Annotated in this window: 9 protein-coding genes and 1 pseudogene; 5 read left to right on the forward strand and 5 right to left on the reverse strand. The window is 68.5% G+C overall.

The features are described from left to right. Positions 1-680: M23 family metallopeptidase (locus R6V09_RS33960; RefSeq protein ID WP_317885304.1), on the forward strand; the 680-nt coding region annotated here is incomplete at its 5' end. A gap of 83 nt (positions 681-763) precedes the next feature. Then, on the forward strand, positions 764-1,210 hold the full coding sequence (locus tag R6V09_RS33965; RefSeq protein WP_317885305.1) for an RICIN domain-containing protein: 447 nt from the start codon (positions 764-766) through the stop codon (positions 1,208-1,210). Between the two features lie 212 nt (positions 1,211-1,422). Here R6V09_RS33965 and R6V09_RS33970 read toward each other — a convergent pair whose 3' ends face one another. Both R6V09_RS33970 and R6V09_RS54720 read right to left on the reverse strand, forming a co-directional pair. Beyond that, positions 1,423-3,495 (reverse strand): hypothetical protein, encoded by a 2,073-nt coding sequence (locus R6V09_RS33970; protein WP_317885306.1) that lies wholly within the window; start codon positions 3,493-3,495, stop codon positions 1,423-1,425. A 293-nt stretch (positions 3,496-3,788) separates the two neighbouring features. Further along, positions 3,789-3,887: pseudogene (locus R6V09_RS54720) on the reverse strand (hypothetical protein); the annotation flags it as partial. A gap of 103 nt (positions 3,888-3,990) precedes the next feature. On the opposite strand from R6V09_RS54720, the gene R6V09_RS54725 reads away from it, so the two are divergent. From R6V09_RS54725 to R6V09_RS33990, 3 genes are all read left to right on the forward strand, one after another. Beyond that, complete coding sequence (locus tag R6V09_RS54725; RefSeq protein WP_442810204.1) at positions 3,991-4,809, forward strand: lectin; 819 nt, start codon at positions 3,991-3,993, stop codon at positions 4,807-4,809. A gap of 83 nt (positions 4,810-4,892) precedes the next feature. Then, positions 4,893-6,035: a glycoside hydrolase family 19 protein gene (locus tag R6V09_RS33985; RefSeq protein WP_442810205.1), complete on the forward strand. Its 1,143-nt coding sequence runs from the start codon at positions 4,893-4,895 to the stop codon at positions 6,033-6,035. A gap of 856 nt (positions 6,036-6,891) precedes the next feature. Next, on the forward strand, positions 6,892-8,193 hold the full coding sequence (locus R6V09_RS33990) for a glycoside hydrolase family 16 protein (protein WP_317885307.1): 1,302 nt from the start codon (positions 6,892-6,894) through the stop codon (positions 8,191-8,193). Between the two features lie 80 nt (positions 8,194-8,273). Here R6V09_RS33990 and R6V09_RS33995 read toward each other — a convergent pair whose 3' ends face one another. The 3 genes from R6V09_RS33995 to R6V09_RS34005 form a co-directional block, all read right to left on the reverse strand. After that, on the reverse strand, positions 8,274-9,737 hold the full coding sequence (locus R6V09_RS33995) for a hypothetical protein (RefSeq protein WP_317885308.1): 1,464 nt from the start codon (positions 9,735-9,737) through the stop codon (positions 8,274-8,276). 199 nt (positions 9,738-9,936) lie between these two features. Beyond that, positions 9,937-10,986 (reverse strand): hypothetical protein, encoded by a 1,050-nt coding sequence (locus R6V09_RS34000; RefSeq protein ID WP_317885309.1) that lies wholly within the window; start codon positions 10,984-10,986, stop codon positions 9,937-9,939. A gap of 135 nt (positions 10,987-11,121) precedes the next feature. Beyond that, positions 11,122-11,338, reverse strand: a 217-nt coding sequence (locus R6V09_RS34005; RefSeq protein WP_317885310.1) for a response regulator transcription factor, incomplete at its 5' end; no start/stop codon positions are given.

The following is an 11,338-nucleotide window of genomic DNA, read 5'->3' on the forward strand; positions in this document are numbered from 1 at the left end:
CGTCCGCCCCGGCCGCGTTCGCCGCCGCGTGCCCGACCGCCGGGGTCATCACCCAGGGGTACAGCGACAGCCACGACGGCGTCGACATCGCCAACGCCCAGGGCACGCCCATCTACGCCGTGGGCGCCGGCGAGGTCATCAACTCGGGTCCCGCCAGCGGTTACGGGCAGTGGATCCGCATCCTGCACGACGACGGCACGGTGACCGAGTACGGGCACATGTACCAGCGGGACGTCGTCGTCGGCCAGCACGTCCAGGCCGGTCAGCGCATCGCCCTGATGGGCAGCGAGGGCGAGGCGACGGGGCCGCACCTGCACCTGCGGGTCAGGATCGGCACCTCCACCACGGTGCGCGGCATCGACCCGGTGCCGTATCTGCGCGACCGCGGGGTGAGCCTGCCCTGCACGCCGGGCGGTGGTGGGCAGGGCGTCACCGTGACCGCCTGGGCGGAGGCCAACGTCCGCTCCTGCGCGGCCACATCCTGCGACGCCGTCAGCAAGGTGTACCCCAACGAGAGCTACCCGGCGAACTGCTGGAAGACGGGCCAGCTCGTCACGGCCGAGGGCTACAGCAACGACAAGTGGATCGAACTGCCCCTGAACGCGGGCGGTGTCGGCTATGTCAGCGCGATCTACCTCAAGGGCGACGACAAGGGCAACGTCGGCCGCCAGTGCGGCTGACCGCTCCCCTGCCCGAGCGCCCGCGCCCGACTCCCCGCCGCACTCGGCTGCGGGGCACCACCACCCCACCGAAGGGAACACCCATGTCCGTCTCCGTCCTGACCCGCGTCGCGGCGCTCGGCGTCTCCGCCGCCGCCATCGCACTGCTGCCCGCCGCGACAGCCTCGGCGGCCGACGCCGTGAACACGTTCAAGAACCAGGCGACCAACCGGTGCATCGACGACACCGACTCCGGTTTCCGCACCTGGGACTGCAACGGCTCCACCCCGCAGAACTGGATCGTCCACAAGTGGGGTGACGGCACGGTGCAGTTGAAGAACGCCTTGACCAACCGCTGCATGTTCGACAGCGACCAGGGGTTCAAGACCGCGTCCTGCGACTCCAGCACCAACCAGAGCTGGCTCGTGCACAAGTGGGGTGACAACACCATCGAGCTCAGGAACCAGGCGACCAATCGTTGCATCGACGACAGCGACGCCGGATTCCGCACCTGGTCGTGCAACTCCGGTCAGAACCAGAGCTGGTTCTGACACCTGCCCACCCATTCTTATCCCGCGCGCGTTTCGGCGCCACCGTTGGACAACGGTGGCGCCGAAGCGCGCTGATGAGGTGATGCGGCCTAGGCGGAGGAGTCGCTCTGGCCCGTGGACGCGGTCACGGACTGATCGTCCGACGAACGCGCCCTCACCCCGAACCCGAGGCCACCATGACGCTCGGCCGGTCAGCCCGCCGATGCCGGTCCTCAGAGTTCCGGCACCACCGGCATCACGAACCGAACGTCATGCGACCACGCCGACTCCTTGACGGTGTGATGGTCTCGGTCCGCCCGGTATTCGCCCCGCTCCACCGCGGACCTGTCGGCCAGAGTGTTGACGGCAGTGTTGAAGCGCTGCATGGAACTGGGGTGGTCTGCGCCCAGGACGTATTCCTTGAAGTCGTGGCGGTGCGGTGCCATCGGATCGTGGCGCGGCTCGCGGACCGAGCGGAGGATCTCTGGCAGCCGGGTGCAGTCGCGGTCGAGGAGGTAGGCACCGCCGGCGGTGGTGTAGGCGGCACGGAATTCGTCATCGGGCAGGTCGTGCGCGTTGGTCAGGACATAGGGCTTGAGGCTGGCGACGAAGTCGGCGACCACCGAGGAGACGTCGCTGATGAGCATGTCCGCCTGGTTGAAGCATTCGTACAGCGTGGGCAGCTGTCCGAGGATCACACGATGCCGGACCGGCCCGTGGCTCTCCCAGAAGAGCTGGTGCCACTCGCTGTGCAGGGCGTGCCACTCGGCCGTGTCGCCGCGGTCGGGGACCCGTGAGTCGCGGGTCTGCTGCGTGTAGTCGCCACTGTGCCGTCCGGCCAACTCGTCGATCCGAGCCCGGATTTCCCGCAGCCTCGGCCCGACGGGGAGTGCGGCCTGCGCCTGCGTGGACTCGTGTCGCTCGTTGTCGTTGCTCAGCAGTTCACGGACGGCCCGGTCCGAGGCAGCCGCTTCGGGAGAGCGGCGGCCTGTGAGCGGGTGCGGCTTGTAGATGATCCGTACGTTCTGCGCAAGGAGCTTCTCAACCAGGGGCACACCCATCGGGATGAGGGATGTGTGGCAGTCGTCGTCACTCCAGCCCTCCCAAGTGGGGGCGTACAGCACGACCGGCAGTGGGCCCGGCGTGTGGTCGGCGTGCAGCCGTATCGACGACAGTTGCGGACGCCCCACCTCGACGATCGCCTCGTCGCTGATGGCGTGCCGCACCCGCTGATAACGGTCACGCCCGGCCTGTCCTGCCACCCAGATCTCGTCGTACACCTTGCTGACACGGTTGCTGCTGGCGAGCTTGTCGCTGTCGCCGTGGCCGATGAAGACGTGCTTGGCCTCGGCGACGCGCAGCATGTGCACGTTCTTGCCGGCGTTGCCCGGGTACAGGACGACCCGGACGTCCGGCAGTTCAAGCTCGGCCAGGTCGTCGGCCTTGGGCACGCACAGGACCGGGATCCAGGTACGGCTGAGGTATCGGAACGAGGCCTGCTCACGCAGGATGATCAGCGGGCGTCGATCGAGCTGCTCCAGCGTCTCGATCCACATGTTGACCTGGTACATGAAGTCCCGGGACACCGCCGCGAAGCTGAAATACAGGGCCACTTCGGGTCGGTAGCCGGCCAGTTGACGGTTGACCTCGGCGATCACCTCGTCCTTTCCCGGCATCCGGCGGGCCCGACGGAACGCCATCAGCAGGGCCGATACGGCCGCTGCCGCGGACCCGGCCGTCAGCGCGTAGCCGATGAAGGCCGGGTACCAGGTCCCGGCCGCGAGCGCCACCAGCAGTCCCGCATGGGCAAGCAGGTCCAGGTGCAGCAACTTTCGCAGGAAACGCCGGTAGAGATACGCGGGCGGGGGCTTCTCGATGCCGGACCCGCTCATGTCGAGGTTGCGCACGGCCACCGGCAGCACACGCCGACGGCTGATCGCGTGATGCACCGCCGAGTACAGCATCACCAGCGCGAAGTGGGCGCCGAAGACGGCGAGTCCGGCGACCAGCACCCGGTCCGGGGCTCCCGTCCGGTCGGCCAGGGCGAGCAGCATCAGTGTTCTGAAGGCGAACCGCAGGGTGCGGTCGAGCTGCAATGCCGCGAGTCGGCGGACGAACTGGGGTGCCCGGACATGCAGGGCCTCGTCCACGATGTAGCTCACGGCGGACGCGACGGCGAAGCCCCACAGGGACGGCAGTAGTGCGAAGACGGGCAGCGCGGCGAAACCGGCGGCGAACAGGAACACCAGCAGAAGGTCGGCCTTCGCCCGCACGCGCAGGGCAGCACACAACCAACGGACCATCATGGACAAGGGATCCCCCCACAGGACTTCCCGCGACGGCGGCGCCGTTGCACGCCAGTTCGACGCGAGCAAGGAGTGAAGGGTTGTACGCCTGATGGCTACGAGTAATTCACTTCCGGTTAACCGGTTCACGCCCGGTCGGCGGTGGCCAGACGTCGGCCGTCTGAGCGGCACGACGCGTTGGGGCGGGACCTGTGGTGCCACACCTGGCCAGCACGGCGACGCGTGAGCGACGCGACGGCCGACGGTGCGCTCGCCACGGTTCCGACTGCCGCCAGGACCCCCGCCCAGAACCATCAACTTCCGTCGTGTCCAAGTGTGTTACGGCTCCGCCTTCCTCCCTGGCGCTCCTGATCCTGATGCGTGGCCATGAACACACCTTGACCACACTGGTCTAGACTTTTACTTTCGAGTCGTCAATTCCCTTCGGTACGCGCCCAGTTGAGATCTGCGTCCTCTTCCGCGCGTGCCGAACCGCTCGAAAGGGCCCCACCCCCCATGACCGCTCCTTCCCACCTCCCCCGCATCGCGTTACGCGGCACCCCCGTCCTCGCCCTGCTGGCCCTGCTGATCGGCCTCCTCACCGCGGTACCGGCGGCCGCGGCGACCGGGTCCATCACCGGCCTCGCCGGCAAGTGCCTCGACGTCGCCGGAGCCGCCTCCGCCGACGGCACACCGGTCCAGCTCTACGACTGCAACGGCACCGGCGCCCAGCAGTGGACGGTCGGCACGGACAACACTGTCCGCGCCCTGGGCAAATGCCTTGACGTCACGGGCAGTTCGACCGCCGACGGCGCCAAGGTCCAGCTGTGGACCTGCACCGGTGGCGCCAACCAGCGCTGGACCGTCACCGCCGCGAACGACATCGTCAACCCGGCCGCCAACAAGTGCCTTGACGTCTCCGGCAACTCCTCCGCCAACGGGACGCGCATCCAGATCTGGAGCTGCAGCGGCGGCGCCAACCAGAAGTGGATCGCGCCCGCGCAGCAGTCCGGCGAGCAGTGCTGGGCCACGCACTACGGTCCCCAGCCCGCCGGTGCCCTGACGGCCAGCGGCGAGGTCTTCGACAACAACGCGGACACGGCGGCCACGTCGCTCTCGCGCCAGCCGCAACTGCCCTTCGGTACGCGTGTCCAGGTCACCAATGTCGCCAACGGCCGCTCCCTGACCGTACGGATCAATGACCGCGGGACGTTCGCCCAGACCCCGCAGGAACCGAAGTGCCTTGATCTGACCGACGGCGCCTTCAGCCGCCTCGGAGGCGTCCTCGACCCGGACGCCGGACACATCGTCGTCACCCAGACGGTTCTGGGCTGACGGCCGCGGCACGCCTGGCTCGCATGCCCACCAACGCGGGCTGCTCACCCCCGTCCACCTCTCAACCACAGGAGCAAAGACCCATGGTCACCCCCCACTTCACACCTAGTCTCCGCAGACTCACGGCTCTGAGCAGACTGGCCCTCGTCATGCTGCTCGCCGCGACTCTGTCCGCCCTGTTCACCGTCTCCCCCGCCCGTGCGGCGGACGGCCGGATCACCGGTCTGGCCGGCAAGTGCGTCGACGTCGCCGGGGCGAACACCGCCAACGGGACCGCCGTTCAGCTCTACGACTGCAACGGCACCAGCGCCCAGACCTGGTCCAACCCCGGTGACGGAACACTGCGCGCGCTCGGCAAGTGTCTCGACGTGACCTCCGCCGGCACGGCGGACGGCACGACGGTCCAGCTCTACGACTGCAACGGCAGCGCCGCCCAGCAGTGGGCCGTCAGCTCCGCCAACGACATCGTCAACCCGCAGGCCAACAAGTGCCTGGACGTCACCGGCAACAACTCGGCCAACGGCACCCGGCTCCAGATCTGGACCTGCTCGGGCGGCGCCAACCAGAAGTGGAGCGCCCCCGCGAGCGGCGGCGGCACCACCCCGTCCGGCTTCGTCGTCAGTGAAGCCCAGTTCAACCAGATGTTCCCGAGCCGGAACGGCTTCTACACGTACAGCGGTCTCACCGCCGCACTGTCCGCCTACCCCGGCTTCGCCAACACCGGCTCCGACACGGTCAAGAAGCAGGAGGCCGCCGCCTTCCTCGCCAACGTCAGCCACGAGACCGGCGGACTGGTCTACGTCGTCGAGCAGAACACCGCCAACTACCCGACGTACTGCGACTGGAGCCAGTCGTACGGCTGCCCGGCCGGACAGGCCGCCTACTACGGCCGCGGCCCCATCCAGCTGTCCTGGAACTTCAACTACAAGGCCGCGGGCGACGCCCTGGGCATCGACCTGCTCAACAACCCCTGGCTGGTGCAGAACGACTCGGCCGTCGCCTGGAAGACCGGCCTGTGGTACTGGAACACCCAGTCCGGCCCGGGCACGATGACCCCGCACAACGCCATGGTCAACGGCGCCGGCTTCGGCCAGACCATCCGCTCCATCAACGGCTCCCTGGAATGCGACGGCCGCAACCCCGCGCAGGTCCAGAGCCGCGTCGACGCCTACAACCGCTTCACCTCCATCCTCGGGGTCAGCCCCGGCAGCAACCTCTACTGCTGAGGTTCGTCCTCGAACACGCCTGATACTGGGGCCGGTTCATCCGTGAACCGGCCCCAGCACCACCCCCCTCCGTCACACGTGCACCAAGGGGGAGGGCGTCGCCGTGGCCGACCTGCCGGAGGACCCCGAGCAGCTGTCGACCTGGTCGCTCCCCAGCCAGTGCCGCCGCCCACGACACCGACGGTGACCGTCGCGACGCAGGCCACTCCCGCACACATACTCCAACTAGGTCGGCCCAGTCGGGCAGGGCCCGCGCCTCATCGAGCAGCAGCGGCTGCACCGCAGGAGCCCCCCCCCAAGAGCGGTTGCCTTCGACTCCTGAAGCCGCCGTGCGGGGTCTGCAAGCGGCGCCACAAGCCGTCACCCCGACGACAGGACCTCCTGCCTGACGCTGTCATCACAGAACCGCAGCTCAACGGGACATGAGCGCGCCCGCCCGATCACTGGAGGACGGTCCGCAGCCCGAAAGAGCCTGGTCCGGACCTTTATCGGGACTCCATAGAGCGTCGTCAGGAGACCTCCGTCTCAACCGATCACGTTGAAGCCATTGACGCATGGAGAGTCGCGCCGGACACTCCTGCATTGAAACGGCGATCCCTGCCCGGCCGGCATCCAACTCAGGCCTGTTTCACATGACATGACGGATCGTCCGTAATCGGCCGCGCGCACCAGGATCCACAGTGCCGCGGCGCCGACGCAGAGGAGGACAACGAAAGGCCGCAGATTCACGATCACCCTGAGAGCGCTCTCAAATTCGTCAGTACACCGCACCGACGCTCACACAGAGCTAGCCCCACCAGGAGCCAGGCCCCCACAGCACTCCCAACCCGCCAGCTCGACAGGGAGAACCAAAACGATGAGAACCTCCCCACCACCTGCCAGTGCCCCTGCCGGCAGCCAGAGAACCGTCCCCCTCGTTCTGGGTAGCGCTCTGCTGCTGCTCATCGGCACGCTCGTAGGCCTGATCGGTAGCGGCGGCAGCGCCTCGGCGGCTGTACCAGGCGCTCCGACCGGCTGGACCACCCTCTTCTCGGACGACTTCAACGGCTCGTCCGGCAGCGCGCTCAACCGGACCGACTGGCTGTACGACCTGGGCACCAGTTACGCCGGAGGTGCCGCCAACTGGGGAACGGGCGAAGTCGAATCGGCCACCGACTCCACCAACAACGTCTACCAGGACGGACAGGGACACCTGGTCATCAAGGCTCTCCGTGACGGGTCCGGCCACTGGACCTCGGGACGCATCGAGACCCAGCGCACCGACTTCGCCGCCCCTGCCGGCGGACAGCTCCAGATGAGCGCGTCCATCCTCCAGCCCAACCCGCAGAGCGGACTGGGCTATTGGCCCGCGTTCTGGGCGATGGGCGGCGCGGCCCGCCCGGTCGGCGCGACGAACTGGCCGAGCATCGGCGAGTTCGACATCATGGAGGACGTCAACGCGCTGAGCAAACACTCCACCACCTTCCACTGCGGCGTGTGGGCGGGCGAGTGCCACGACCCCGACGGCATCACCAGCGACCTTCAGCCGTGCGCGGGCTGCCAGACCGGCTACCACACGTACTCCGCGATCATCGACCGCACGAACACCTCCGCGGAGCAGCTCCGCTTCTACCTCGACGGCAATCTGACCTTCACCGTCAATGAGAACCAGGTTTCGGTCGCGACGTGGCAGGCGGCCGTCGATCACGGATTCATGGCCATCTTCGACCTGGCGATCGCCGGTTCCTACCCCGACAAGGTCTGCGGCTGCAGTTCGGCCGCGCAGGCGGGCAGCATCACATCAGGTGCCGCCATGAGCGTCGACTGGTTCGCCGTCTACCAGCAGAGCCCGAGCGGGAGCACCACCGGCGGAACCACAGGCAGTACGACGGGCGGAAGCACCGGCGGGAGCACGACGACGCCGGACTACACCGCCGGAGTGACCCACGTCAGCGCCAATCAGGCGCAGATCACGTTCGTCCCGACCACACCTGCGGCGTACGTCGATGTGCACTACCTCGTCAACGGCTCCGGCCAGCAGAACTTCCGGATGACCAACAGCGGCGGCACCTGGACACAGAACGTCGCACTCACCACCGGCTCAACCCTGACCTACTGGTTCACCTACGAGAAGAACGGGCCCCAGTACGACAGCCCGCACTACACCTACGTCCAGTGAGCCTCCCGGGCCGGTCCGACAGGACCGGCCCGGGAACCAGCCGGCGGACTCCGCCCCGGAGGACCTCATGCAGCCGGGGTTCAGGGAGTGATCCCCACTCCGTCGATCCGGCTCCACGCCCGCTCCTGCTTCGCGGTCATGGCGGGCCAGGCGAGCCCGCCCGGCCGGGGACGGATCCGTGAGGCGTACGGCGCGGGGCGGAAGGCCGGGTCGTAGAAGCACCCGCTGCCGTACTTCTGGTCGAAGGCGGCGCAGGACGCCGCGACCGAGCGCGCGGTCGGCTTGCGCCCGTGGCGTACCCAAGTATCCAGAGCGGCAAGGGAGTTGGCGTACTCGGAGTCGCTCAGCGCGCTGTGCTCGGTCTCCTTCGTGAAGGTCTGGACGAGGTTGCCGCCCCTGCCTGCGCCCTGAAGAGTGGCGCGGTAGGCCGACTCGTGTTCGACGAAGGCCGTCGGGTCGTCGATCGCGTGCAGGGTGAGGACAGGGATGGAGACCTTGCCCGTCAGGTCGCTGTCGTAGGAGAGGTCCCGGCGCGCTGTGGGGTCGGCCGAGAACCGCTCGACGCCCGCGTTGAGCGCCTTGTCGTCGTGTGAACCCGAGTACCACACACCTCGGTTGCTGAAGGGATTACGGCCGCCGAGACGGCTCGACACGATGTCCCGGAACGTGAAGGTCGCGAACCGCAGATGTGATTCGAGCGCGCGCTCCGGGATGTGGGTGACGGCGAGGATGTCATCGAGGTTGCGCTGCTGGAGCGCTGTCCGCTCCGTGGGAGCGGAGGCGAATCCCGTGCACTCCTGCAAGCGGGCACGGAGCCCGGCGCTCGTCATGGTGGAGTCCGCGCGCAAGCCCTGCCACAGCGGGTACTGCGGCTCGCTCGGGCGGGGGTGGTTGTGGCAGTAGTACTGGTAGACCACCCGCAGATCGACCCGGTAGTCGTAGCCGCGCGAGCCGCCGCCCAGGACACCGCTCGTGAGCAGCGCGCCGTCGTAGGCACCGGGGCGTCGGCCGTAGGTCTCCGCGACCTTGGCGGCGACGTCGCCGCCCCAGGACTGGCCGTGCACATAGGTCCGCTTCGGTCTGCCGAACTCCGAGACGAACAGTCTGCGCACGTTCTCGGTGTCGGCGGCGGCCATCCGGGTCCCGTAGCCACCGCGGCGGTAGGAGGAGCCGGCCCACGCGTACCCCTCCTCGACCATGACCGCCCAACGCCCCAGATCGTCGGTGCTGCGTGACGGGTCCGAGGAGTCGCCGAGATCGGGTCCGCCGTGCGCGTGCACGACGAGGGATCCGTTCCAGCGGGTCGGAACGGCCATCGCGTAGTACGCCCCGTTGGTGTCCTGCCCGGTGTAACACGTCGCCTTCCCGACCAGGTTGGACGGGCAGGTGGCTACCGCGGGCCGTGCGCTCTGTGTCCGGGGCTCGGGGGCGTTGCCGAGCGTGCCGAGGAGTGCTGCGGTCACACCGGCGGCCAGTACTGCCCGGCGGTAGCGAGGGGGCGCGAGTCGCCGGCGTACCGGTACGGGCGGGTCAAGTGTCGTCACGGGAGCGGCTCCTATGGATTCGCTGTGCAAAGTTGCCCTGCGAACCGTGATGCTAGGAACCGCCCCACTCGGGGACTAGCCGTCGATCATTGCGTTCATAGTGTTCGCCCGCCCCGCCAGGACATACCGCCCGACCGGCTCAGCGCCAGGCCGTATCCGGACTGGCGCTGTGCCGCGACCGGTCGCCGCGGCGCACGGCTCAGTTGAACATGCGCCAGGTGTACGTCACGCGGTAGTGCCCGCCGAAGCCGCGGTAGTCAGCGGATGCCGCGGCCGTTTCGGGCTTGCCGTTCCAGCGGCCGGTCAGTGCCGGGATGATGGTGCTGAGGGTCACGGGGGTGAACACGTCGTCCTCGACGATGCCCTTGAGCTGGTCGAAGGCCCAGCCGATGGCCGCGCCGACTGCCATGCCGATGAGGACGCCGAGCACTCCGCCCGAAACGCCGATCGCCGCGCCGACGGCGGCGGCGAGATAAGCGGCGACCTTCGTCCTGACCAGGTCCAGCAGTTGGTCGACGTAGGCGGCGAGACCGCCGAAGTCGACCTCCGCGAGCACCAGCGTGACGAAGTACGGCTTCGGGTAGGCGGTGCCTCCTTCGTCGAGGTTGAACCAGTGGAACTGTTTCGGCGGCGCGTACGTCTTGACGTCTCCGTCGTCGAAGCTGCGCACGTCGAACGGACTGATCTTCAGAGTGTCGCCGCTCTCGTCCACGCTGGTCCCCGCGAGGGAGATCTCGTCCGAGCCCAGCTCCGACGTCTCGGCCAGGCACTTCACACTCTGGATGCGGAGTTCCAGCTTGTGCAGCGCGGAAGGTACGGCTCCGGCCCCCTCGCCGGCCTGCGGTTGCTCGGGGAGGAGGAACGGCAGCTTCCGCAGTTCGTCGGCCGGGAACTTCAACCGGTCCGGGAAGGGCATCCGCTGGATCTGCGCGTCGACCGAGGCCGGTGAACGCAGGTCGACCCGGGCCAGGTCGCCGAGGCGGCGGGCCCGGCCCGTCACGTCCTTGAGGTCGGCGACGACCGCGTCCGCCGCCCGCTTCTTCTTGTCGTCGGGCAGCCGGTCGAAGCGCTGGGCCAGCAGGTGTTCCGCGGCGCCCTTGTCCTCGGGCATCGGGTACCTGGCGGGCTCGGCGTGGTGCGCCGCCACCTTCTCGGCTGCGAGCCTCAGCTCCTGCACGACGCGTTCGGCCACCGCCTTCACCTTGGCGTGCGGTATGTCGGTCACTATCTGACTGGTGTTGTCGGCCATGACAGTCGATCCCCCGGTTGATTGCGTGTGGTTGGGTTTCCTCCGCTACGGGCCTTGGGCTCTCGCGGTGCGAAGTTCCACCGACGCTACGGATCGGATCGGCCCGGCACCCCGGGTGCGGCACCCGGGGTATCCCTAGGAGCGGGGTTCGGGCCCGCCGGCCAGGCGGGCCGCGAGACGGGTGCGGGAGTCCACGCCCAGCTTCGGGAAGATCCGGCCCAGGTGGTACTCGACGGTCTTGACGCTGATGACGAGCTCGCGCGCCACCTGCCGGTTGGTCAGCCCGGACGCCACCAGGCGGGCGACGGCGAGCTCCTGCGGGGTGAGCACCGCCAGGTCCGACGTCCGCTCG

Source organism: Streptomyces sp. W16 (assembly GCF_033194735.1).
GTDB lineage: Bacteria > Actinomycetota > Actinomycetes > Streptomycetales > Streptomycetaceae > Streptomyces.